The organism is Prosthecobacter algae, assembly GCF_039542385.1.
Classification (GTDB): Bacteria; Verrucomicrobiota; Verrucomicrobiia; order Verrucomicrobiales; family Verrucomicrobiaceae; genus Prosthecobacter; species Prosthecobacter algae.
In genome coordinates this window covers 353,141-377,574 of sequence record NZ_BAABIA010000002.1, presented here as the reverse complement: position 1 = coordinate 377,574, position 24,434 = coordinate 353,141, and the positions used below count along the sequence as shown (strand labels likewise).

Genomic DNA, 24,434 nt, shown 5'->3' with positions numbered 1-24,434 from the left:
AAACTTACTTCGCCAGGGTGGATTGAGTTTCTTCGATGACTTCGAGCGGGATGGGGTAGTAGCCGTCCTTCACCACCACCTGCTGGCCGTCCTTGCTCTGGATGAACTTCACAAACTCGGTGGTCAGCGCGTCGAGGGGCTGGCCGGGCTTTTTGTTGATGTAGATCAGCAGGAAACGGGCGAGGGGGTATTCGCCGCTGAGGCAGTTTTCATAGGAAGGCTCGGCCAGTTTGTCAGCGCTTTCGCCAATGGGCAGGGCGCGCACGCCGGAGCTGATGTAACCGATGCCGGAGTAGCCGAGGGCAAACTCGTCCGTGCTGATGCCCTGCACCACAGCGGAAGAACCGGGCTGCTCTTTCACGCTGCTCTTGAAGTCGCCTTTGCCGAGAGCGTGCTCCTTGAAGAAGCCGTAGGTGCCGGAGGCGCTGTTACGGCCAAAGAGGGAGATGGCGCGGCCCTTCCAGGAGTCCACACCCAGTTGACCCCAGTCGGTGAGGTCCGCAGGAGCACCCAGCTTGCGGGTGGAGGAAAAGATGGCGTCGATCTGGGCCAGGGTGAGGCCTTTCAGGGTATTGTCCTTGTGGGCAAAGACAGCCAGGGCATCCACCGCCACTTTGATCTCGGTCGGTTTGTAGCCGAATTTTTTCTCAAAGGCGTCCAGCTCTTCCTGCTTCATCTCACGGCTCATCGGGCCTAGCTGGCTGGTGCCGCTGATGAGGGCCGGAGGGGCGGTGGCGGAGCCTTTGCCTTCGATCTGGATGTTCACGTTCGGGTACTTCGCCTTGAAGCCTTCCGCCCAGAGAGTCATCAGGTTGTTCAGAGTATCGGAGCCGATGGAAATGAGGTTGCCGGAGACTCCGCTCACCTGCTTGTATTCAGGGATGGCGGCATCCACCTCAGCGCTGCGGGCGAAGGAGGCCAGGCTGCCGAGGCTGAGGGCGATGAGGAAGGAAGTGCGAGTCATCATGCTTTGCGTAGGTTGGATTGGAGCGTGGCTGGACTCATGGCGGAAGCTTTGTCACATGGCGCGTAAAGACGTGTGACAGTTTTGTCACGTGCCTGGGCGGCATGTATCAGCAATGTGACAAGAAGGGCAGTTGCCAAGTTGACGGCCCGGTTCATCATCTTGCCCGCTCCATGGCTGCCCCCGCAAAGAATCCCGTCTCACACCTGCCTACCTCCATCCAGGTCCGGGATGTGGACTTCTATTATGGCAGCAAGCAGACGCTGTTTGATGTGACGATGGATATTCCCCGGCATCAGGCCACGGCTTTCATCGGCCCCTCGGGCTGCGGCAAGTCCACCCTGCTGCGCTGTTTCAACCGCATGAACGACCGTGTGGATGGTGCTGGCGTGCGCAAAGGAAGCATCAGCGTGGAGGGCACGGACATTCACAGCACCGCGCTGGATGTGGTGCAGCTCCGCCGCCAAGTGGGCATGGTCTTCCAGAAATCGAACCCCTTTCCGCGCAGCATTTACGAAAACATCGCCTACGGCTTGCGCCTGCATGGTGAGAAACGCAAAGACTACCTGGACCACGTGGTGGAGGAGAGCCTGCGCGGCGCGGCCCTGTGGGATGAGGTGAAAGATCGCCTGGAACAAAGCGCCTATGGCCTCTCCGGCGGCCAGCAGCAGCGCCTATGCATCGCCCGCGCCATTGCGGTGAAACCGCAGATCCTGCTGATGGATGAGCCTTGTTCCGCGCTGGATCCCATCGCCACCGCTCGGGTGGAGGACCTGTTTCATCAGCTCAAGGAGACCTACACGCTGGTCATCGTCACTCACAACATGCAGCAGGCGATGCGAACCGCGGACTTCACCGCTCTGTTTTACCTGGGCAAGCTGGTGGAATACGATGAAACCATGGCCCTGTTTGAAAATCCCAAGCAGAAGCTGACGGATGATTATGTGCGGGGTCGGTTTGGGTGAGGCTATTTTTCACATCCTCAAATCATGATGCGTTGATGTGTTATTGACGCATCGCCGCCAGCGGCTATTTTCACCCATGCCCGCCCGCCCCAACGTCCGCTCTGAACTCGAAGCCGCCATGCGCCAGCGCATCCTGGTCATTGATGGAGCCATGGGGACGACGATTCGCGGCTATGGCCTCAAGGAAGCCGATGCCCGTGGGGACCGCTTTCTGACCAATGACAAGGACCTGCTGAACAACGGCGACATCCTTTCCATCACCCGCCCAGACATCATCGAGGACATCCACCGTCGCTTCCTGGAAGCCGGAGCGGACATCATCGAGACAAACACCTTTTCAGGCACCAGCATCGCCCAGGCCGAGTTCTTCCGCGAGGTGCCGCATGGCCGCCGCAAGGATCCTGAGTTTTTCCAAGAGATGCTGGAGGACCAGTTCCTCAACGACATCGCCTGGGAGATCAATTTTAACTCCGCGCAGCAGTGCCGGAAGTGGGCTGACTTGATCGGTGAAAAGTCAGGCCGCAAGCGCTACGTCGCCGGGGCCATCGGGCCGCTCACCGTGTCCCTCTCTCAGTTCCCGGACCTGACGGACCTGAGCTTCCGCTACGTGACCTTTGACCAGGTGAAGCAGGCGTACAAACACCAGATCCGCGCCCTGATCGCCGGTGGGGTGGACACCCTGATGGTGGAGACGATTTTCGACTCGCTCAATGCCAAGACCGCGCTGGTGGCCATCCGTGAAGTGTTCGAGGAGGACGGGCTTGAGTTGCCAGTGCAGATCAGTGCGGCGGTCGGTCCTGGGGGAGAGACGATGATCTCTGGCCAGGTGACCGAGGCCTACCTGAACGCGATGCGCCATGTCAAACCTCTGTCCATCGGTCTGAACTGTTCGTTAGGCCCGGACAAGATGCGTCCCTTCCTGGAGGAACTGTCCGCCAAGGCCGACTGCTTCGTTTCCGCCTATCCAAATGCGGGGATGCCCAACCCACTGGCACCCACAGGCTTTGACCTGCTGCCGCCGGACATGGCCGCGTATGCGAAGGACTTTGGTAGCAGCGGTTTCGTGAACATCATGGGCGGCTGTTGCGGTAACACGCCCGAGCACATCGCCGCCATCGCCAAGGCCGTGGAGAATCTGCCGCCGCGCCAGGTGCCTGCGGATAGGCACACCATGCGCCTCAGCGGCTCGCAGCCGTTTGTGTTTGATTCGGGTGACAAGGACGTGCGTCCTCCTTACCTCATGATCGGCGAGCGCACGAACGTGGCGGGATCGCCCAAGTTCGCGAAGCTGATCAAGGAAGGTAAGCTGGAGGAGGCCGTCACCATCGCCCGCCAACAGGTGGAGAGCGGGGCCAACGTCATCGACGTGTGCATGGACGAAGGCCTGATCGACGGCGTGCCGATGATGACCAAGTTCCTCGTCCTCCTGCAGACGGAGCCGGAGGTGAACAAGGTGCCCATCATGGTGGACTCCTCGAAGTGGGAGATCATTGAGGCGGGTCTGAAGTGTCTGCAAGGCAAGGGCATCGTGAACTCCATCTCGCTCAAGGAAGGCGAGGAGAAGTTCAAGGAATACGCCCGCAAGATCAAACAATACGGCGCGGCCACCGTGGTCATGGCCTTTGATGAGCAGGGCCAGGCGGCGACCTATGAGGACAAGATCCGCATTTGCGAGCGTGCCTACCGCATTCTGGTTGATGAGGTGGAATTCCCACCTGAAGACATCATTTTCGATCCAAACATCCTCACCGTGGCCACGGGCCTGGAGGAGCACAACAACTACGCGCTGGACTTCATCAACGCCACTCGCTGGATCAAGGAGAACCTGCCGTATGCGAAGGTGAGCGGCGGCGTCAGCAACATCAGCTTCAGCTTCCGTGGCAACAACAAGGTGCGTGAGGCCATGCACAGCGTCTTCCTCTACTATGCCATCAAGGCGGGGATGGACATGGGCATCGTCAATGCAGGCATGCTGGAAGTTTATGAAGAGATCCCGCAGGACATGCTGGTGAAGGTGGAGGACGTCATCCTCAACCGCCGCCCAGATGCCACGGAGATCCTGGTGGACTATGCCGAGCAGTTCAAAGGCCAAGCCGGTGCCGCGAAGAAGACGGAAGTGGATATGTCCTGGCGTGAAGCCCCCGTGGCCAAGCGTCTGGAGCACGCCCTGCTGCGTGGCATCACCGATTTCATCAATGAAGACACCGCCGAGGCGCTGACTCTCCTCGGCAAGCCTTTGTCCGTGATCGAAGGTCCGTTGATGGATGGCATGAGCGTCGTTGGCGACCTCTTTGGCGCGGGCAAGATGTTCCTACCGCAGGTGGTGAAAAGCGCCCGTGTGATGAAGCAGAGCGTGGCCTATTTGCAGCCCTTCATGGAGATCGAAAAAGCTCGCAAGGCGCGTGAGCGCGAGCTGCTGGTGGAGATCGCCGGTAAGACTGCCGAGGCCTTGAAAACCGGTGGTGAAGTGCAGGTGAGCGAAGGTTTTAGCTATCTGCCATACCCAGGTCTGACCCTGGAAGAACGCCGCATGGAGGTGAAATTCGCGGCTGAACTGGCGGCAGATCTGGGGGTTTCGGAGAAAGAATACAAACGCCGTTTTGGCATCATCCTCGACCGCAATAGCGTGCAGGAGATGAGCGCCGACTACGCCGCCTCCCGCGAAAGCCGCCAACGCTGGAGCGTGGCGACGCTGGAGCCAGCGGGGGCGTTTGTGGACTGGATGTTTGACAAGTGTCTTCAATCCGCCAAACCAGGGGATGCCATTGTCTTCAATGCCGGAGGCCAAGGCAGCGGAAAAACGACCGCCACGGTCGGTCTGCCTCTGCGGGAAGGTGTGATTGCGGTAATGGACGGCACGTTGCAGAACTATGGCCGTAGTGAAGAGCATTTTGCCCAGGCTCTCGCGGCAAAATGCGCCGTAGACGTTCGTTTTGTGTTTGCTCCCTGGCCACAGGCGATCCGCAACATGGTACACCGCTCCATTGAAGGGCTGGGCAGAGTCGTTCCTCTCAAAAGAGCTGCCGGCGGTCACTTCAATGCCGCCCGCACGACTTTGGCCCTGGTTGAGAAATTTGGGCATTTGCCGGATTTCACCATCACCCTTTTGGATAACAGCCAGCATGGTCATCCCGAGGTCAAGCCTCTGGAATGGCTGGCGGAGCGGTTTTATAAATCCGTTGAAGAACTGCTGATTTTAGGCGAACAAACTCTCAAACAAGAATTCTATGAAAACAAACTCCAGCCCGCCTACACTGACCGGCTCCTGGCGCAATTTCTCTCCCAAACTGAGTCCGGAAACGGCGACTCTGTTCAAGCAGATCGAACAGGACAGCCTGGAGAATCTTCGCCGGGCGGGGCAGGCCGTGCTCATGGAGCCGCAGGCGGAGTATCAGGTAACTCCCAAGAAGCCCTAACTGCCGAAGATTTCATCCCGGCTGAAGCGGCCCAGCAGGGCGGCGGCAAGATCGTCCTCGCGACGGTGAAGGGGGATGTGCATGACATCGGCAAAAACATCGTCGGCATCGTTCTTGCCTGTAACGGTTTTGAAGTGACGGACATGGGCGTGATGGTGCCCTGTGCAAAAATTCTGGAAAAGGCTGTGGAAGTGGGGGCCGATGTCATCGGCCTCAGCGGCCTTATTACCCCATCTCTGGATGAGATGGTGCACGTAGCCTCAGAGATGGAGCGCCTGGGCATGAAGCAGCCGCTGCTCATCGGCGGTGCCACGACCAGCGCGGCCCATACCGCCATCAAAATCGCCCCGCACTACAGCGGCACCATCGTCCACGTGCTGGATGCCAGCCGCAGTGTGCCGGTGACGACGTCCCTGCTCAGTGAAGAGCAGCGCGAAGACTACATTCGCAACAACGAGGCCCGTCATGCTCGTCTGCGTGAGGAGTATGGCAAGAAGAAGGACCGTCAGTTGCTGAGCATCGCTGAGTCCCGCGAGAAGGGCTACAAGTGCGACTGGGCCACCCAGGAGATCGCCACCCCAAGCTTCACGGGGACGAAGAGCTATGAGGGGCCGGATCTCGTCGCCACCCTGCGGCCCTTCATTGACTGGTCGCCCTTCTTCCACTCCTGGGAACTGCGTGGTCGTTGGCTCGCGGCCGAGGGCCGGTTCAACTCCGCCCATGAAGATCCTGAGATGAAAATTCAGGCGGATGAGCAGGCGCTGAAGCTTTATCACGATGCCAACGAACTGCTGAATCGCATCATCGCGGAGCAGCGCTTCCAGCCGCGTGGCGTGTTCGGCTTTTACCCGGCCAACAGCATCGGGGATGACATCGAAATCTACACCGATGAGTCCCGCAGCGAGGTGCGCACCACCTTCCACACCCTGCGCCAGCAGGTGATCAAGAAAGATAACCCGAACTACGCCCTCAGCGACTACGTCGCCCCGAAAGGCAGTGGCCGGGCGGACTACATCGGCGGCTTTGCCGTTGGCATCCATGGCGCGGATGAATTTGCCAAGGAGTTCGATGCCATCCAGGATCCTTACAGCGCCATCATCGTGAAGGCGATTGCCGACCGTCTGGCGGAGGCCTTTGCGGAATACCTGCACCAGCAGGCCCGTTTTGCTTGGGGTTATGAAAAGCCCGGCGACCTGACCCATGAGGAAATGGTGAAGGAAAAATATCGTGGCATCCGCCCTGCCCCAGGTTATCCCGCGCAGCCTGACCACACGGAGAAACCCCTCCTGTTTGACCTCATCCAGGCCACGGAGCAGACTGGGGTTGAGCTGACGGAAAGCATGGCCATGCATCCGGGCAGCGCCGTCAGCGGCCTGTATTTTGGACACCCGGAGGCGCATTACTTTGGCATCAGCGTGGTGGGCAAGGACCAGGTGGAAGACTATGCTGTCCGCAAAGGCATGACGGTGGAGCAGGTGGAAAAATGGCTCGGCCCTTGGTTGGGCTACTGATTCATCTTTTTTACTAGGGGATGAGGTATTGTTAAATTTGAATCTGTTATCATAGTTTTAGACAATTCGCTGGCGCTCGTCCCCAGTCTCGCCATTCAATCACCCCAATGGACCTGACCTTCGTCTTCCCCTGCCTCAATGAAAGCCGCACCATTGCACTTTGCATCAATGCGGTCCGCGCATCGTTGGAGTCCGATCCCTCGCTGAAGTACGAGATCGTTGTCGCCGACAACGGCAGCACGGATGATTCCCGGCAGATTGCCGCGGGTCTGGGTGCCCGTGTGGTCCCAGTGCCGCAGCGTGGTTACGGGGCGGCCCTGCGTGGGGGCATTGAGGCGGCAGAAGGCAAGTACGTCATGTTTGCCGATGCCGATGGCACCTACTTTTACGAGAATGCCCTGGAGCTGTATAAAACCACCTCAGCGGCGGATGCGGACATGGGCATCGCCTCCCGCATGAAGGGGAAGATTGAGCCCGGAGCCATGCCTTTCCTGCATCGCACGCTGGGCACTCCAGTGCTGACGACGCTGATCAACCTGCTTTTCAAAGGCAAGCTGAGTGACTGTAACTCCGGCTTCCGCTGCTTGAAAAAGACGGCTTACCTCACCTGGGACATCCGGGCGAGCGGCATGGAATTCGCCTCCGAACTGCTAATCAAGGCCCTCAAGCACAAGGCCAGCACGGTGGAAATCGTCTCCGGTCTGCGCCCTGCCCCCGTGGACCGCGTGCCACACCTGCGCACCTGGCGGGATGGCATGCGCCACCTGCTTTTCATCCTGTCCGAGCGGCCACGTTTGTTTGAACTGAAGGGCCTGACCCTCATCATCCTGGCCTCCGTGCTGCAGGCGATTGCCGCCTTCACTGGCCCCATCAACTTGGCGGGTCTGAACATCTTCAACATCCACAGCCAGGTCCTGCTGATGCTGGCCGCGCTGCTGGGCACGCAGATCTACATGCTGTCGGCGGCCATGTTCCTGCAAAAGACGGAGCAGCCGCGCTCCATCACGCGCAAGCTCATCGAGATGGATGAAGGCAGCCTGTTCTTCCTGCTCGCGAGTTTGCTGACCGCCATCGGCGGGGTGATCGCCTGGCTGTTCACCGTCTGGGCCCTTTCTGGTTTTGGCGGCCTGAATGAGGCGGGGCCACTGGTCATCTGGCTGCACTTCCTGGCCGTGCCGGCGGTGATCGCCTTTGGCCTTCTGGGCGTGCACATCCTGCGTAAAGGGCGTCTGGGTTAAGTCTGCATAAATTTCTTGGCGACCTGGGGCATCTCCTGCGAGATTGCAGGCATGCCCTACCTTATCGACGCGCTCGTCATCCTCGCCTACTTTGGGATCATCATTGGCATTGGCCTGTCCCAGCGCAGCAAGAGTGGCAGCCTGGAGGGGTTCACCCTCGGAGACCGGCAGATCGCGTGGTGGGCGGTGCTCGCTTCCATCCTGGCGGCGGAGATCAGCGCCGGGACGTTTTTTGGGGCTCCTGGGGAAGGGTACGCCCTGCGTAACTACACGTACATTCAGCTCATGGCGGGGTATCTCCTGGCCCGGCTGGTGGTGAGTGCCGTTTTCATTCCGGCTTATTATCGTTATGGCGTGGTGAGCGTTTATGAATTCCTGGGCATTCGTTTCGGGCCGCTGACACGGCGCTGGGCTTCAGGCATCTTTTTGGTCACCCGGTTGCTGGCCAGCGGATCGCGTCTTTGGGTGCCTACAGTGATTCTGGTGCTGGGATGGAAGCTGTTTGTGAATCCAGACACCACCCCGATGCAGGAGTTTTGGCTCTATGCCGCCGCGTTGGTGGGCATCACGGTGCTGACGGCGATTTATACCACCTTGGGTGGCATTCGTGCCGTGATTTGGACGGATGTGATTCAGATCGGCGTACTTTTTTCAGCCTTGGGTTTTGCCCTCTGGTACTTGCTCAGTCACACCGGAGGCTGGGGGGCTCTTGAAGGTGCCATCCAGGAACCCATGGTCATTGACTGGGGCCGTCCGGATCCTGCTCATCCAGGGGCCTGGGGTTGGGTGAAAGGCATCCTGGAGACGGAGTACACCATTTGGGCAGCGTTCATCGGCAGCACCTTTGTCACTCTGGCCACTCATGGCACCGACCAGGACATGGTTCAGCGCATGCTGACTGCCAAAAACAAACGCCAGAGCGGCGTGGCCACCATCCTTTCTGGAGTCTGTGATATCCCGGTGAATTTCATGGTGCTGAGCATCGGTATCCTCCTCTATGTTTACTTCCAGGCAAACCCGGCTGAACTGCTGCCAAAGAACGCAGCAGGTGCGGTGGATAGCAGTCAGGTCTTCCCCTACTTCATCCTGAATGTGATGCCGCAGGGCCTGCGTGGCCTGGTTGTCGCCGGGGTTCTGGCTACGGCCATGGGGTCTCTGAGCACGGCACTGAACTCACTCGCTACCAGTTATGCCCGTGACTTCCACTTCCGCTGGTTTGGTGAGCCTGAGACCGATGCGGGTCAGGTCCGCGTGCTGCGCTTTAGCACCGTGCTGTTTGCTTTCCTACTCATCGCTGTGGCCTTGGCGACAGCCTGGGTCAAAGCGCACAATCCCAGCCTGCGCATCATCCCCATCATTCTCGGTGTTTTTGGTTATACCTATGGCTCTCTGCTAGGCGTCTTCATGGTCGGCCTCTTCACCAAAACCCGTGGCAATGACCTGGGCAATGGACTCGGCATGTTGGCGGGGTTTCTGGTGGTGGCTTACCTCAGCGGTTTGGATCAAGGGCTGGCGGCCACGGTGGGTTGGGGGCAGGGGATATCACGTCCAGACTGGATGCCTGTGGTGGAGTTCCCGTGGCGCATCTTTTTCGGCACCGTCGTGACCTTTGCTGTGGCCGTCTCTTTCCCTACCTCACTGGGCATGCAGCGGCATCGTTACCTGGCCGAAAAATAGCGGTCGGGCTCGGCTGAGGCGGGTCGCCTCAGCCTTGGGTTGCATGGCGAAGAGACAAGGCTCCGAAACAAATCAGGATTTTTTCCATTCTTCGCCTTCGTCGTCGTCATCATCGGAGCCCGTATAACCGTCGCTGTAGCCGTCGTCCGCTTCGTCCTCATCATCCTCTTCATCCAGGCTCAGGCCTTCGAGAGCCTCCAGATCCAGGTCATCGGGGTCGATCTCTTCGAGGTCTTCGTCTTCCTCCTCCTCGTCATCGGAGGTTTCCTCTTCTTCGGCAGCGGCGGCTTCTTCCAGGCCGCGTTTTTCGATCTGGGCCAGGGTCTCGGTCACGTCTTCCACACTGTCCCACACCTTGCGGGCCACAAACAGGGGCGCCCCCTGCTGCACGGCCATGGCGATGCTATCGCTGGGGCGGGCATCCAGTTCGATGAGCTTTTTCTGATGCAGCTCATTGGAGGCAGAAAGGATCATGCGGGCATGGAAAACGCTGCCTTCCACATGATTGATGATGACGCGCTCCACCTTGGCACCAAAGGCTAGTAGGACACTGCCTAACAAATCATGAGTCAAAGGGCGGTCTTTGGAGACGCCGCGCATGAACATGGAGATGGCCGTGCCCACGGACTCATCCACATAGATCACGAAGGTCTTGTCCGAATTTCCCAGGAAAACGGCAAAACTGCCGTCCAGGGGCAGGACTGCACGCACTTGGGCTTCGACGACTTCGCGGTTCATGCCGGAATTTAAGCCGTGCGTGGCCTTGATGGCAACACGCCCCGTGAAATAATACTGCGCTATTTCAGGCTGCTGGGATCAGATCACCACGTCTGACGGCTGATCTGGCGGTCCAGTTGCTGCCCGTAATTGCGCATTTTCTGGTCCTGGGACTCCACCGAGGAGTAGGGGGCTGGACCTGCTGAGTAGTTGGGCGTGTATGCTGGGGCACCGCTGCTGTAGGTCGCCCCGCTGTAGCTGGAGCCGCTGCTGTAAGATGGGCGGCTTGTGCTGCTACGAGGGCTGGTTTTTACGCCTAGCCAATTGACGTCATTGGAGCCGTAGAGAAAGGTTTTGCAGCTCGTCAGGCTGAGGCAGGAAGTGACAAGAAGGAGGCAGTAGATTGAGACTTTCATGCGTCGTCATGTAGGATTTGTCCAAGAAGCGGTCAACCAAACATTCACTTTGATTTTAGATTTAACCTAAAGGTTGTATTTATAAATCAGTAAGTTTCCTCGATTTACTCCTCCGTCCGTACTTTCAGCATCGGGGGGGCGTTGCGGGTGTTTTCCTTGGTGGCAAAGGCATGAACGAGGCCGTTGCGTGCATGTTCGTCGGTATCGCGGATGACGATGAAGGTGACGAGGCCATTGCTGTCTGTGCGCAGGAAGTCCGCCAGCACATCACCCTTCAGTGTGAAGGCTCCGCGCGTGGTGCCCTGGGGGATGTGCAGTTCCCCCAGCTTCCGCGCCTGGCTGGCCACTGGGGCTACCCGGTGCTCCTGCGCTTCCGAATGAGCGGGGGCCTTTTCCCAGCGGATCTCTTTTTCATCCCAGGCATCCTGGGTTTCCTCGGTGAGGCCATAGATGGAGAAAACGGCGTCCGGCACCAGGGAAGCAAATCCAAGGTCGCTGGGCTCCACATGCAGGGTCAGCTCGGCCTCGGCGATGCGCTTTCCTTGGAAGCGGCTGAGGTCAAAGCCCAGGTAGGCCTTCCTTTCCAGATTGGTGTTGTGCGTGCTGTGCTTGATGCGCACGTAGGCTTCCCGACCGGTGACGTGGTATTTCGGGTCGGACTGGATCCAGGTGTCCTTGCCCTGGCCATAGGCTGTGGTGAGAATCTGCCAGCCATCGCCCAGGTCATTGATCGGGCCGGGGAGCCAGCGGCCCGGCTCCGGCTGCTCCGCCTGGTCGTTGGCATCTGGGTAGGTGGCGCTGTGGAGAAAGCCGCCGTAGTCCACACGTTCTCCTGCCCGCAGTTCCTGGCGGCCGGGTTTGCCCTGGCGCTCCACCTCCACCAAGCCCTCAATCACGTGAACGAGGCACTTGCCATCGTCCCCGGCACTCACGCCAAAGCGGGTCCCATAGTCCACAACTTTGGTATCCGGCGTGTGGATGGTGAAGCCCTTGGCCTGAGGCGGGACTTCGGCCACGACGGTGCCCTTTTTTACCCGGCATTCCATGGCGGAGATGACTTCCAGTGTCACGGGCGCTTCGAGGGCGACTTCGGCCCCGCTGGCAAATTTCAAGGTGGCGATGCCATCCAGCAACTCCAGCATGCCGGGCTGTAGGTCGGCTCCTTCCAGCGTGGGCAGGGCGCTGTTGCCCCACTTGCAGTCGCTTGCTTTGGCCAGCGTCGCCACGGGGGCGGGCTCGCGGGCGATCAGCCAGACTGCCCCGGCGGAGACGACGGCGGCGGCCATCGGTAGAAGGATGCGGGCGAGGCGGGAAGATAAGCGCGAGTTTGTCAGGCTGGCGGCGGCCGGGGCCGGGTCTGCCTCTTCACTGAAGTACCCTGTGCGCATTTCTGCGGTCATCAGGGAGGCCTCGGCGATGAGCCGACGTACCTCTGGCTGGTGAATAAGCGCCTCGTTGAGCTGGCGCTGCTCCTCCTCATTCACGGCGTGGTCCTGGGCGCGCTCCCAGAGTTCCAGCCAATACCAGGTTTCGTCGGGTTTCATGGTTGGGCCTCCATCTGTTTCTGCATGCACTGCATCAGGCTCATGCGTACCCGGCTGAGGGCCCGGTAAACGGCGGCCTCGGTGCGGTTGATACGGTCAGCCACTTGCTCGATCTCCAGTTCGTCAAAGTAGCGGAGGTTCACCATCTGGCGATGCTCGGTGGGGAGCTTGGCCAGGCAGGTGCGCAGGGCATCCTGGCGGCAGGAGCCCTCGTCGGCCAGTTCAGACACGGCGTGGCCCAGGGCCTCAAGGGCCTCTTCATCCAGGGGCAGGTGCGCTCGCTTTTTGAGCCGCCGATGGCTGAGGATCTGGTGAAAGGCGGTCTTGCGTGCCCAGGCGATGAAATGGGTGCCGAGGGTGAATTCATCGAAGTGCTTCCACAGCAGCAGTTTGGTCTGCTGCAGGATGTCCTCGGCCTCGCTGTCGCGGGGGACCAAGCCATGCACATAGAGGGAAAGTGACCGCTCATGCGTGGTCAGCAATTCCAGAAAGATGGTGGTCTTGTCATCGGCCATTCCAGGAGGATAGGCCTGTCATCGCTCGGATTGGACAAAAAAGTGGTCCGTTGGCCTGCGAATCCTTCTTTTTACAGATCTTGTTTCAAGGTGGAGCTGGGCGGCTGCAGCAGGCTGGGGCTGCGGGCAGGCGGTGTTTCCGGCGGCAACGTGGGGACGCTGATCTGCGGGGCTGCCGGGCCGCGAGGCGGTTCAGGCGCCAGGGGGCGTGCCCCTGATTTTGTGGCCGGGAGGGGCGCTGTATTTTCCACGGGCACCGCCTTGATCACGGGGCGTTTGAGCCAAAAGGCATCGCCGGAGGCATGGGCGAGGATGGCACCGATGACGATGGAACCACCCAGGAAGACGGCCGCACGCAGCCAGAACGGCACAAACTCGCTCGGGGGCAGCAGGACCTCGCCTGGGTTGATGGTGGGCGGGGCATCGGCGGCGGTTTTGGCCCAGTCATGCCTGCCACCGCTCTCGGTCACGGAGGTGTCGCGGAAAAGGAGCTCGGCAAAGCCAATGGTGGGCTTTTCTGAAACAGGAGCGAAACCGCTAGTGAGTGCCTGGGGGGCTCCTTCAAGTGCGGTCGGCTTATTGGCGGCAGGGTCTGCGGAGATGGTGCGAGTGCGGGCACCGGCTTTGGGCTGCAGTCCCAGAGGCTCTGAGGCAGGGGCCGCAGCGGGCTTCACCGTTTCGTGATGCTGCACGATGCGGGCATAGCGGGCCAGAAAGTCTTCGCGCAGGCAGACTTTGCCCTCGCGTTGGCGATGGATTTCCTCATCAAAAAGACGGGCCAGTGCTTCGCGTTCCCGCCGCTCTCCAGGTGGCTCGCCCGTGTGGCCAGGGAGAGGCGCAAGCCCGACGAGGAAGCGACCGATGGCCGAAAGCCAAGCTCCGTTCCAGAGGCCGGGCCTGGGGGCTTTGATCGTGGGGAGCAGGACGGCGGGATCCAGTCCACGTCCGGCCATGGAGGCCAGGGTGGGGTGGGCCCGCAGGACGATGGAAAAGGCAGGCCATTCGTTGAGCTTCGTCAGCAGCAGCTTGGCCGTGCGGGCATCCTCCCGTGGGAACCCGGTAAGCAGGAAGATGTCTTCCAGCCGCAGGCGTTTGGGATCCAGGCCGGATTTTTCCAAGGAATCCAGAGCGCCGTCGAGTCCGGCAAGCACCAGATAGGCCTCATGCACACTCAGTGCGCGCCGTTCGCGGAGGAGATCGGCTAAGCTAACTCCCTCGACAAGTTCCTCGGCGAGGCAGGTGATCTCATCTCCTTCGTGGAGGAGGACCATGGGGATGAGGCTGGGGAACTCGCGCTTTTTGGCCAGTGCCAAGCCTTGGTCATCCATGGCGCGGACGCTGCTGCCCACTAGGCGGGGCGGGGGCACCTGCTCCACCAGCACAGTGCGGCCCGTCTTGGTAAGGGTGCCGCGCATGGAGTAAGGGTTGGCCATGTCCAGCCGCTGGCTTTGGATGCGGATGAGATTCACCACGCCACGAGCCACTTCCTGGTAGCTGGCAAAATGAGGAGCCAGCAGGGCGCGGGGTTTGTGCGCGGTGGGGATTTCTCCCGTGAGCTGGTCCGGAGCCAGCTTTTGCAGGGCGTTCTTGAGATCGGTCAAGGCGGTGACCACACTCCGGGCAGCCGCTGCAAGGCAGGCGGCCAGCAGTTCCATGAAATCAGCGCCGGGCAGTAACTGGTCGGGCAGAGTAGGGCCGCCGCCAGACTGTTCCTGAAAGAAGGTGCGCAGGAGTTTAGCCGACTTTTCAAAGGCAGGTTTCAGAACCTTGGCTTTGGCGGCTTCACCGGTCAGGAGCCGATAATCGGCCATTTGGATCTGCACCTGCTGGGAACCTGTCTGGACCACCCGCAGGCCATTCAGCACGTTTTCGGGCAGGCAATCGGTGTTTTCGACCAGGGCGATCACGGCTTCCAGTGCGCGGCAGGCGATCATCACCGCCAGCCAGCCGGGGATTTCCTGCTGGCGGGCGAGGTAGGAGCGCAGCGTCTCGCCATCCACATTGCCAGTGATGTAGAAGGGGTTGCCCTCGTCTTCGCCAGAATCGAGCAGCCTGGAAAGCAGGGGGTGGCCATGGGCCTGGAGACGGCGGCAGGCCTCTTCAAAGGCGGCTTTGTCCGCCAGCGGCTCCAGCAGAACGTGGCAATGGACGAACTCCTGCTTCAGGGTATCGAAGGCGAGCACGGCGACCTGGTCAGCATCGCGGAGCAATTCGACGTTATTCCCGTCCGCGTCCTGGACGATCTGATAGTGCCTGAAAAGACTGGGTTCCGGCATGGGACTGCGTGGGGAAGAAAGGATGGTGCCAAGTGTCCGCTCGGAGGCGAGCTTTTCAACCACAGACTCAATCTGACATGAATTGAGCTGTCCGACGTTCTGGCCAGAGCTGGTGAGTACAGTATCTTCAGAAAACGGGCCAAATCATGAAGCTTTCCTGAACGGCTGAGCCGCAAAGGGTTCAAGTGAGTGGACAGCGCGCAAGGTGGGACGTTCATCATGAGGCGGATGAAGTGACAATCTTTCAGCTTGCCGGAGGTGCCAGGCCTGCCGCATTCTGAGGCCTCTATGATGAATCTCCTGCGACTTTCTTTTGTCCCCCAGTCCGTGGATCTTGGGCTGCTCATCCTGCGCGTCTCTATGGGTTTATCCATGCTGATCCTGCACGGCTGGGACAAGTTTCAAAATTTCAGTGCTAAGGCACCGGGTTTTATGCGGCTGTTTGATATCGTGCCTTCCAATATCAGCCTGGGAATGGCGATCTTTGCCGAAGTGGTGTGCTCGGTCCTGCTCATCGTTGGTTTCTTCACCCGTTTTGCCGCGCTGAACTTGGCCATCACCATGGCGGTGGCATTTTTCATCCAGCACAAAGGCGTGCTCTCGGGCCCGGGATCAGGGGAGCTGGCCTTGGTTTATCTCATCGGTTTTGCCACGCTGGTGTTTGCTGGCGGTGGCAAGTATGCCGCTGACGGAAAGTGAGGCCCCTCAGGGAATGCCAAGAGAGGTTGCCAGCGCCTCTTCGGGTGTTTTGTGACTGTGCTGGTGGCATCGGATCTGCGCCGTGTGGCCGGGAAGTATGGCCTGCGATATCAGATCTCTGGTGGTGAACTCTCATGACAACCGTCACTCCTCTCACTGATTTTCCAGACCTGCTTTCGCCCATGGTGGTGAAGGAGCTGCGTCAGGGGCTGCGGACACGGCTCTTTGGCGGGGTGCTGCTAGTGCTGCATGCCCTGCTGGTGCTCATCACGCTGATGGGGGATGCCTCATCGAACGGGACGGAGGTGCGGGGCTTGATGGATGGCCTGCTGGTCTTTGTGCTGTACTTCATTTTCCCGCTGAGCGGTTTTTCCGCGTTGGCGGGTGAGATGAAGGCCAACACGATGGACATGCTGGTGCTCACCCGGCTGTCGGCCGGGCGCATCGTTTTGGGCAAATGGGCCTCCATCATTGTGCAGTCCCTGCTAGTGACGGTGAGCGTGGTGCCCTACATCGTGGCCAGATATGTGTACGGCGGGGCAGACCTGTTTCAGGACATCCTCACCCTGGGTTTCCAGTGGGTGGCGAGCGCGGTGCTGACGGCCGGCGTCGTGGCGCTTTCCACGCAAAAGCAATTTTGGTTACGCGCCATTTTCATCGCCGTGCCCCTGCTGCTGAGCGGCGTTTCTTCGGTGGGCTGGATGCTCATGGGGACGATGAGTCGCACGATGGCTTCCGGAGGCACCACCACCACGGCCATGGGGTGGCAGTATGCAGGCTGGATCTTCGGTGCGGCCTGGCTGATTTTTGCCCTGCTGAGTTTTGGCGCCTCCCGCATCGCGCCTGCCTCCTCCATGCTGCCGGTGATCAAGCGTCTGGTGAATCTGGCGGCCCTGTTTCTGATGGTGCTGATGGCGTGGCTGGTGGCGGGGATGGCCTCGGTGTCCTCAGCTCTCCCCGAGGTGCTGGTGGTGGTGCTGGTAGTGGCGAGCGTGGATGCCATGACGGACGATGTGCGCAAGCTGCCCTCCATTTATCTGCCGTTCTTCAAGCGCGGCTGGTGGGGCCGGCTGGCGGGGCTTTTTTTGGCCCCTGGCTGGATGCATGGCTTTCTGTATTCTCTGCTACTGGCGGGGATCTGCATCGCCTTGGTCAGAGGGCCGGATGCAGCGAACATCTGGCTGGTGGGCTGCTGCATGTGGGCCTCGGTATTTTTCGCCCAGTTGCTGGCCTTTCGTCGCACGGGTGAATACCTCAGCGCCACCTTTGCTGGGGCATGCATGCTGGCCTTTTTTACCATGCTGATTTTCATGGTCCAAACATCCTCCCGTAAGGAGGAGCTGAAGTGGCTGAGCAGCCTCTTCCCCATCAACACCATGTCCATGCCCCATCACGGCAGTACGGCGGGGATGAATTATTACGATCTAGGCCTCATTGCCAACGGGGTCTGGCCTTTCCTGCTGCTCCTCCTCGCTCTGCGGGCTTTCCGCCAAACTCGTCCGGCCCGCCTGGAAGCCCATCAACTGGCCAGATCATGAACACGTCTCCATTGACCCTCCTGCGTGACTTTGACGACCGCCTGAGCCCCATGGTGGTGAAGGAGCTGCGTCATGGGCTGCGCACACGGATGTTCACTTCGGTGCTGACGGTGATCCAACTCTGCATGATCCTCATCGTAGGTTCAGGAGTTCTCGGGGTGGACATGGAGGTGATCGGCAATCTCTTTTGGGGTTTTGCCCTGGCTGCGCTGCTGGTCGCGCTGCCGCTGCGGGGATTTGGCACCCTGTCGGGAGAGTTTGGCAGCGGGACGATGGATATGCTGACGCTGACTTCCATCCCCTCGCTGAGGATCGTTTTTGGGAAGTGGTCCGCGCTGTTCAGCCAGTCGCTGCTGCTCGCCGTTTCCTTGCTGCCCTACATGGTTGGGCGGTATCATTTTGGCGGGGTGGAAATCTTCCAGGAGGGCATCGCCCTGCTGGTGACTGTGCTGGCATCCGGCTTGGCCACGGCCGCGTTTGTGGCTTTTTCCTCCCAGCGTTCGGTGATCCTGCGCCTGTTTTTGGGAGTGGGTCTTCTGTTCTCGCTCATCCCCGTGACGGCCTTCGTTTTTGTGATGATCAATGAGTCCGGCGGTGACCGTGCGCTGAGCGAGTTTCTCGCCCTTAGGATGTGGGAGCAGGTGGGCATCGTCGGCGGGCTGCTGCTGGTTTCCTGCTATGGGGTTTATACTCTTCTGGCTCTCGGAGCCTCGCGGATCGCCCCCATTTCCGAGAACCACAGCACGGGCAAAAGGCTCATCCATCTGGCGGTGTTGGGCCTGCTGGCCGCTGTGGGGACGGCCCTGTGTTTTCACTCAGATGACGGCGCTTTCTTTTTCGTTTATGTACCCTCCATTGTTCTGACTTTCGTGGTGGGGGTGGATGTGCTGACGGAGGATATGCCGCGCTTTCCCAGCGTGGTGCAGGGGCTGGTGAGGTGGGGGAAGCCGGGCCGCCTGCTGTATCCTGGCTGGGCGAGCGGAGTGTGGTTTTATTCTTTGTTAGGCGCGCTGAACCTGGGCATGCTGACCCTTTATGTCGTCCAAAGATCGGGGTCGGATCTGGAGGAGTCGTTTTTATGGGTCGCTTGCATGCTGCTGTCGGCGGTGCTGCCGGTCTGCCTGCGGATCAACAAGACCAACCGTTTTGCCAACTGGTGGGTGGTCAACATGGGGCTGGGGGTGGCGGGTGTGCTGCTGTCCATCGTTGTGAATATCAGCGACGCCAAGACGGGGAGTTTTCTTGGGTGCATCACTCCGGTGACCGGGCTTTTTGTCATGACAAACCATTACCAGTTTAAGGACGAAATCCTGGTGGCCACCGCCCTGGTCGGCATCGGCTGGCTGGTGGCGGCCCTGGCACTGGTGTCCCGTGAAAACAAGGTTTACGCCCTTTTGGAAACTGAGGCCAAGGAGCTGGATGACGGTTCCAAAAGTTCATGAACACACTGCCTGACATGGCCGAACTGCAGAGGCTCCAGGCGCAGGCGCGGGAGTGGGCGCGTGTGCTGAAGCTGCCTTTTCGCCAGCAGCGCTGGCGGGGCCACAGCGGTGAATTCCAGGGCACGGGCGTGGGCAGCAGTCTCGATTTTCAGGATCACCGCGTTTACATTCCCGGGGATGATCCGCGCCAGATCAACTGGCAGGCCTATGCCCGCACGGGCACCTACACGATGAAGCTCTACCGAGAGGAAGTCCGCCCGCTGGTGGACCTGATCCTGGATGTGTCGGACTCCATGTTTGCCTACCCGGCGAAACAGCAGCGTGTGCTGGAACTGCTGGCCTATGCGGCGGAGGCGAGCCTGCAAACTGGGGCCACGCTGCGGTGTTTTGTCGTACGCGGTGCCGGGCACAGAATGCTGGAAACGGACCTGCTTTTGTCGGGGCGCTGGCCGTCGGAACTTTCCTCCCTGCCCGCCAGTGCCGAGGCTCCTGCTTTGGCCCGCCTGCCTTTGCGTGCCGGGGCTTTGCGGCTGTTCATCAGCGATCTGCTGTTTGCGGCGGAGCCTGAGACCCTGCTAGGCTGCCTGAGTCAGCGCAATGGCCGGGGCATTGTGCTGGCACCCTTTGCCGAAGAGGAGGCCAGCCCGGCCTGGGATGGCAATTACGAATTCCAGGATGCTGAGACGACGCATCTGCATGAACACCGGATCGAGCCGGACATTCTCCGGCGTTATCTTCAGGCCTACGCCCGTCATTTTCAGCTTTGGAAAACGGCGGTGGCCAAGCACGGTGTGGCTCTGGTGAGGGTGCCTGCTGGGCTGGGCTTTGTGGAGGCGCTGCGGACGGAAGGGATTCCCTCCGGCGGCATTGAGGCGGCCTGAGGTCAGGTCTCTTTGCGACCGCGCAAGGCGGCACGAACCATGAGCACCTCGCCCACGTTTTCCGCCGTCAGCAAGCCGACGAGCTTGCCTGAAACGGGATCAATCACCGGCATGGCAGGGCAGGGGGTGGCACGCAGCCTCTCAAGGCCCTCTCCCAGGCTGATGACGGCGGTGACAGAGTCTGGGCAGGTTTCCAGCACCTGAATGGCGGGGTGCATGGGGCCGTGTTCGCTGAGGGCAGAGACGAGGCGGTTGCGCGTGAGCACGCCCAGCATGTTGCCACCGGGGTCCAACATGGGAAAATCCTGCTGACTGCCGGCAAGCAGATGAACGACGGCATCTCCCAGCGAGGCATCCTGGGGCAGGGTGCGGAAATCGGTGAGCATGGCATCGCGCACCCGCAGCCCTCGCGTGGCCTCTTCCTGAGTGACGGCGGCGGCCTCCTGCCCAGCGGCCATGAAGATGAAGAAGGAGATCAGGAGCAGCACGGGATGGAATTCACGGGAGAACAGCATCCACAGCGCCACGGTGAGGGCGATGCCCTGGCCCAGCGTGGCCGCCCAGCGGGTGGCGCGGCCATAGTCGGTAAACATGGCCAGGAAGGCGCGCAGCACACGGCCGCCATCCATGGGAAAGGCAGGGATCATGTTGAAGGCGACCATGAGCAGGTTCCACAGCATCAGTTTCTCCCAGAAATGCCCGGGCTGCTCAAACCGGTACTCGGGATTCACCACCATCTGGAGTCCCAGCGCCAGCTTGATGGCCGCAGCGATGGCCACATTGACCAGGGGGCCGCAGATGGCCACGACGAACTCATGCGAAGGTTTTCTGGGCATGCGCTCTAGCCGCGCCACCCCGCCGATGGGCAAAAGCGTGATGTCGGGCGTGCGGATGCCGTAACCGCGCGCCGCAAAGACGTGGCCGAACTCATGCAGCAGCACGCAAAGGAAGGCGGCACTCACAAACAGAAGGGCATCCACAGCCCCTGCGGTGCCCTGACCTCCGCCCATGCCCTGCACGGCCACCAGGAGCAGAAGAATGAAGAAGGTCACATGGATGCGGACCTCCGTGCCAGCCACCGTTGCGATTTTGAAAGACCATTTCATACGGCCTGCACCTTGCACGCGCCATGCCAGGATGCAAAGGGCGCATGGAGGGTTTCTCCATGCGCCCGGATTCAGACAGAGGATCGAGGATTAAAAGCGGATGCTGACGTCGAGGGTGAATCGGTCATCGGTCAGGCCGTTTGGCTCGATGATGGCTTTTTCATAGGCGAGACCGAGATCCACATTTTTGAAAATGCGCGAGCGGAAGCCCACCGCGAGGGTTCCCTGGGTCACGCCATCGGCGCCGCTGGAGCCGAAGTTGATGACATCGTAACCTTCGCTGTTGAGGGCGATGTTGTTGCCTTCGTTGACCACGGTGTAGGCATTGAAGGCCAGGAAGGGAATGAACCAGCGGCAGGTGTAGTAGTCCGCCATGAGGCTGTAGTGGACGAGGGTGCTGTTTTCATCGCTGTTGTTAGGCAGGCGCAGGCCCAGATTGCCTGAGAGGTGAAAGTCTCCGAATCCTTTTTGGGCCGCCATGAAGAGGTCCCATTCGCCGCCCCCACGCCCCTGGAAGACTTCGCGATCCCCTGTGGGGACTTTGAAGGTGAAGCCTGGGGTGAGGATGAACTGGTGGGCTTCATCATCGATGAGCGCATACTTCAGACCCAGGGCCAGGTCCATCCAGCCTTCAGGATTGGCGATGGCATCGTTGTTGATGTCAAAGTAACCATCCTGGGTGGCGATGATGGCCAGGCGATCTGTCAGCGCGTAGCGGATCTGCAAGGCGTAGAGCTGGGCATTGCCACCGCCGAGGAAGGAATCGTCAATGTTGTGGTAAACAAAGACGGGGCGCAGTTCTGACCGGATCACCGCATCTTCATGGAAGAAGGGATTAGCCACGGGTGAGATGGTGTGCTCCTTCCAGCTCACTGCTTCCACCGGGGTGGTGGGAGCTTTGGCGGAGATGTCCGGAGTGCCGGCCTGGGCGGCGGTGATGAGTGAAACGGCTGCACAGGTGCCCAGGCTGAGGCTGCGCAACCACCGAGGGTGGGAGTATGAGTGATGGTCCATGCATCGAATCAAGCATGGTCTGCCTCTGCATGATCCTCCCGCCTTGGCATTGAGTGAGCCTGGATTTGCAGGCTAGGGAATCAGGCTTTCATGGGAGGCGAGTTCCCGGACCGTCTGTGTATCCAGTACGTCATAAAAAGCGCGGCGAGCCTGGTAGAGCAGGGGCTTGAGGCGGCAATTGTGCGTGATGGGGCAGCTATTGGTCGCGGGAGTGAAACACTCCACCAAGTCTCCGCTTTCGATCAGGCGAACAATCTCTCCGATCTTGGTGCCAGGGGTGTGAGCGGCCAACATCAGCCCGCCACCGGCACCTCGGCTCGTTTTCAGCCAACCGCCCTGGGTCAGCCTTTTGGCCACCTTGGTGAGGTGATTGAGGGAGATGCCATAAAAGTCAGCCATCTCCCGGGTGGTCACATTTTTATCCGGATGATTCATCAGGTAGATGAGCAGCCGGAGGGCGTAGTCGGTGTGGTAGGTGAGCTGCAAAGCGGGTGGAACTGACGATATAAGGAAGCCTTTTTGAAAGTCATTGAAAGAACGCTTTTCAAAATAGGTATTTAATATACCTATTAAAACATGCAAAGCACAAGTTCTCATCTCCCAGACCTCGAGGGCCGTGCCGAAATCGAGCAGCTCGTGAATGCCTTTTATGATCGTGTGCGGGGCGACGATGTTCTGGGTTTTATTTTCAGTGAGGTGGCGCATACGGACTGGGCTGCGCATCTGCCAAAGATGTACGCCTTTTGGGAGCAGGTGATTTTTCGCACCGGCGGTTACACGGGCAATCCGCTGGCGGTGCATGCACGGTTGGTGCCGCTGACTGCGATGGGGAGGCCTCAATTTGACCGCTGGCTGCAGATTTTTCAAAGCACGGTGGACTCCCTGTTTTCGGGGCCAAACGCCGACCACATCAAAAACTGCGCGGCCGACATGGCTCAGGTGATCCATCGCCGGATCAACCCCGATGCAGATCATAGCGCCCACCCTGTCGGGCTGACTCCAGAACAGCGTGCTCGTTATGCCGCTGCCGGTCAGAGCTGACCACCCTTTCGCGTTTTTTCCCTTACCCGGCAAAGCGCGTGAACCCAACCCAACACCACCCCTACCATGAAAAAAGCAGTCCTCCTGTTCTCCTTCGGCCTTTGCCTCACAGTCTTTGCCGCGGAGCCCGTTGCCCCCAAGCCGCTCAACACCACCTGCCCGGTCAGTGGCAAGGCGGCAGATCCGAAGATCACCTGGGTTTATGAAGATCAGACCTTCGCCTTCGCCGACGAAGCCAGCCGCCAGAAATTCGAAGCAGACCGTGCGGCCAGCCTTTATCAAAAGCTGGGAGGCAAGGCGGCGCTTGAGGCGGCAGTGGAGCTTTTCTATGTGAAGGTGCTGGCCGACAAACGGGTGAACCACTACTTCGAAGACATCAGCATGATCAAGCAGAAGCGGAAGCAGAAGGAGTTTCTGGCCGCTGCACTTGGCGGGCCAAACCCGTATGTGGGCAAGGATCTGCGCACGGCACATGCCGACCTGGACGGTCTCAATGACACCCATTTTGATGCCATTGCCGAGCATTTGCAGGCCACGCTTCAGGAGCTCAAGGTGGATCCTGCGCTCATTGCCCAGGCGATGGCCATCGTCGGCAGTACCCGCGATGCAGTGCTGAACCGGCCACAGTCTGCCAAGCCCTGATCCTGGGAGCCTGGCCATGAGATGCCCTACCGGTGTGATGGCCGGTAGGGCATGCTTTTGGTTAGGGGATTCCGGTCAGGCAGTCAGGGCGTGCTTTTCAATGCTGATGATCTGCATGGCCATGCGCTGGCCTTGGGCCTTGAAGGTGATGGTGTCGCCCTCTTTCCGGTGCAGGGCGGCCCTGCCCACGGGGGCATCGGCAGAGATGCGGCCGGCGACGGCATTGGCCTCATGAGGATAGACGATCTGGATGAAAAGGTCATCATCCTCGGAGGATTCGATGGCATTGAGGGAGCGTAGGCGTACGCGGTCGTAATAATGAATTTTGGACATAGTTTGTTAGGTTGAAAACGTGAAGTGATGCCAGGTCGGAGGCCTGGAATGAAGGCATGGACTCTCCCTCCCGGTCGGAATGCCGGGTGTCAGGGGAGCCGTGGGAAGCGCCGGATCAGCCTTCGGCGGCCTTGACGGCCTTCAGGCTGGAGATGGCGAAGTCAGGGTGGGCCTCAAGCATCCGCTGGGTGGCTTCGGCCAGCGCAGCTTCCTGAGTCGCTGCATGGATGCAGTGACGGGACTCTGCGGTGAGCCTGCCAAAATCAGCCTGGCAGGTCAGGGTGCCGGTGACCTTCCAAAGCGATTCATGCGAAGGCGCATCCAGTGCGCTGCCGACATGGACGGGAGGATCCTCCAGCCCCTGCCAGGTTTGTTTCAAAGATGTAATGAGCCTGCTGACAAAGGATGCAAGAGACGAGGGGAAGGCCTCGGGGGCCTTCTGCAAATGGACATGATTCATGATGTGAAAAGAGAAATCGCGGCGATGCCATCAGGCGCG

Annotated in this window: 21 protein-coding genes; 10 read left to right on the top strand and 11 right to left on the bottom strand. The window is 59.9% G+C overall.

The genetic code is table 11. The annotated features are described in order from the left end of the window. Positions 1–4: 4 nt before the first annotated feature. Positions 5–967, bottom strand: a complete 963-nt coding sequence (locus ABEB25_RS04945) for a PstS family phosphate ABC transporter substrate-binding protein (protein ID WP_345735270.1) — start codon at positions 965–967, stop codon at positions 5–7. A gap of 170 nt (positions 968–1,137) precedes the next feature. On the opposite strand from ABEB25_RS04945, the gene pstB reads away from it, so the two are divergent. From pstB to ABEB25_RS04920, 4 genes are all read left to right on the top strand, one after another. After that, positions 1,138–1,929 carry a phosphate ABC transporter ATP-binding protein PstB gene (pstB, locus tag ABEB25_RS04940; protein ID WP_345735269.1) on the top strand — a complete coding sequence of 264 codons (792 nt, stop codon included), beginning with the start codon at positions 1,138–1,140 and terminating at the stop codon, positions 1,927–1,929. Positions 1,930–2,005: 76 nt separating this feature from the next. Further along, positions 2,006–6,856: a vitamin B12 dependent-methionine synthase activation domain-containing protein gene (locus tag ABEB25_RS24450; protein ID WP_425571972.1), complete on the top strand. Its 4,851-nt coding sequence runs from the start codon at positions 2,006–2,008 to the stop codon at positions 6,854–6,856. A 107-nt stretch (positions 6,857–6,963) separates the two neighbouring features. Continuing rightward, positions 6,964–8,094 carry a glycosyltransferase family 2 protein gene (locus ABEB25_RS04925; protein WP_345735268.1) on the top strand — a complete coding sequence of 377 codons (1,131 nt, stop codon included), beginning with the start codon at positions 6,964–6,966 and terminating at the stop codon, positions 8,092–8,094. A 51-nt stretch (positions 8,095–8,145) separates the two neighbouring features. Further along, the gene (locus ABEB25_RS04920; RefSeq protein ID WP_345735267.1) at positions 8,146–9,771 is read left to right on the top strand and encodes a sodium:solute symporter; all 1,626 of its coding nucleotides are present in this window, start codon (positions 8,146–8,148) and stop codon (positions 9,769–9,771) included. A gap of 72 nt (positions 9,772–9,843) precedes the next feature. Here ABEB25_RS04920 and ABEB25_RS04915 read toward each other — a convergent pair whose 3' ends face one another. The 5 genes from ABEB25_RS04915 to ABEB25_RS04895 form a co-directional block, all read right to left on the bottom strand. Next, positions 9,844–10,509 carry a bifunctional nuclease family protein gene (locus ABEB25_RS04915; RefSeq protein WP_345735266.1) on the bottom strand — a complete coding sequence of 222 codons (666 nt, stop codon included), beginning with the start codon at positions 10,507–10,509 and terminating at the stop codon, positions 9,844–9,846. Positions 10,510–10,592: 83 nt separating this feature from the next. Further along, on the bottom strand, positions 10,593–10,904 hold the full coding sequence (locus ABEB25_RS04910; protein ID WP_345735265.1) for a hypothetical protein: 312 nt from the start codon (positions 10,902–10,904) through the stop codon (positions 10,593–10,595). Positions 10,905–11,008: 104 nt separating this feature from the next. Then, complete coding sequence (locus tag ABEB25_RS04905) at positions 11,009–12,448, bottom strand: DNRLRE domain-containing protein (protein WP_345735264.1); 1,440 nt, start codon at positions 12,446–12,448, stop codon at positions 11,009–11,011. Beyond that, entirely contained in the window at positions 12,445–12,963 is a 519-nt protein-coding gene (locus ABEB25_RS04900) for a sigma-70 family RNA polymerase sigma factor (RefSeq protein ID WP_345735263.1), read from the bottom strand. The genes ABEB25_RS04905 and ABEB25_RS04900 overlap by 4 nt, the downstream gene beginning before the upstream one ends. A 71-nt stretch (positions 12,964–13,034) precedes the next feature. Further along, a complete protein-coding gene (locus ABEB25_RS04895) occupies positions 13,035–15,239 on the bottom strand; it encodes a protein kinase family protein (RefSeq protein WP_345735262.1) in 2,205 nt (734 codons plus the stop codon). Positions 15,240–15,527: 288 nt separating this feature from the next. Here ABEB25_RS04895 and ABEB25_RS04890 point away from each other — a divergent pair, with 288 nt between their 5' ends. The 4 genes from ABEB25_RS04890 to ABEB25_RS04875 all read left to right on the top strand — a co-directional run bounded on the left by ABEB25_RS04890 (position 15,528) and on the right by ABEB25_RS04875 (position 19,799). Then, entirely contained in the window at positions 15,528–15,938 is a 411-nt protein-coding gene (locus ABEB25_RS04890; RefSeq protein ID WP_345735261.1) for a DoxX family protein, read from the top strand. Between the two features lie 134 nt (positions 15,939–16,072). Beyond that, positions 16,073–17,476 (top strand): hypothetical protein, encoded by a 1,404-nt coding sequence (locus tag ABEB25_RS04885; protein ID WP_345735260.1) that lies wholly within the window; start codon positions 16,073–16,075, stop codon positions 17,474–17,476. Then, entirely contained in the window at positions 17,473–18,918 is a 1,446-nt protein-coding gene (locus tag ABEB25_RS04880) for a hypothetical protein (RefSeq protein ID WP_345735259.1), read from the top strand. The genes ABEB25_RS04885 and ABEB25_RS04880 overlap by 4 nt, the downstream gene beginning before the upstream one ends. Continuing rightward, positions 18,915–19,799 (top strand): DUF58 domain-containing protein, encoded by an 885-nt coding sequence (locus ABEB25_RS04875; protein ID WP_345735258.1) that lies wholly within the window; start codon positions 18,915–18,917, stop codon positions 19,797–19,799. Before ABEB25_RS04880 ends, ABEB25_RS04875 begins: the two co-directional genes overlap by 4 nt. Before the next feature lie 2 nt (positions 19,800–19,801). Here the strand turns inward: ABEB25_RS04875 and ABEB25_RS04870 are convergent, their stop codons facing one another. The 3 genes from ABEB25_RS04870 to ABEB25_RS04860 all read right to left on the bottom strand — a co-directional run bounded on the left by ABEB25_RS04870 (position 19,802) and on the right by ABEB25_RS04860 (position 22,405). Beyond that, complete coding sequence (locus ABEB25_RS04870; protein ID WP_345735257.1) at positions 19,802–20,905, bottom strand: site-2 protease family protein; 1,104 nt, start codon at positions 20,903–20,905, stop codon at positions 19,802–19,804. A gap of 90 nt (positions 20,906–20,995) precedes the next feature. Beyond that, complete coding sequence (locus ABEB25_RS04865; protein WP_345735256.1) at positions 20,996–21,919, bottom strand: hypothetical protein; 924 nt, start codon at positions 21,917–21,919, stop codon at positions 20,996–20,998. A 72-nt stretch (positions 21,920–21,991) separates the two neighbouring features. Continuing rightward, entirely contained in the window at positions 21,992–22,405 is a 414-nt protein-coding gene (locus tag ABEB25_RS04860) for an RrF2 family transcriptional regulator (protein ID WP_345735255.1), read from the bottom strand. A gap of 90 nt (positions 22,406–22,495) precedes the next feature. Between ABEB25_RS04860 and ABEB25_RS04855 the strand changes: the two genes are divergently transcribed. Next, a complete protein-coding gene (locus tag ABEB25_RS04855) occupies positions 22,496–22,960 on the top strand; it encodes a group III truncated hemoglobin (protein ID WP_345735254.1) in 465 nt (154 codons plus the stop codon). A 66-nt stretch (positions 22,961–23,026) separates the two neighbouring features. Continuing rightward, on the top strand, positions 23,027–23,602 hold the full coding sequence (locus ABEB25_RS04850) for a globin domain-containing protein (protein WP_345735253.1): 576 nt from the start codon (positions 23,027–23,029) through the stop codon (positions 23,600–23,602). A gap of 75 nt (positions 23,603–23,677) precedes the next feature. Here ABEB25_RS04850 and ABEB25_RS04845 read toward each other — a convergent pair whose 3' ends face one another. Beyond that, positions 23,678–23,935 carry a GreA/GreB family elongation factor gene (locus tag ABEB25_RS04845; RefSeq protein WP_345735252.1) on the bottom strand — a complete coding sequence of 86 codons (258 nt, stop codon included), beginning with the start codon at positions 23,933–23,935 and terminating at the stop codon, positions 23,678–23,680. Between the two features lie 115 nt (positions 23,936–24,050). Next, positions 24,051–24,395 (bottom strand): hypothetical protein, encoded by a 345-nt coding sequence (locus ABEB25_RS04840; RefSeq protein WP_345735251.1) that lies wholly within the window; start codon positions 24,393–24,395, stop codon positions 24,051–24,053. Positions 24,396–24,434: the final 39 nt, after the last annotated feature.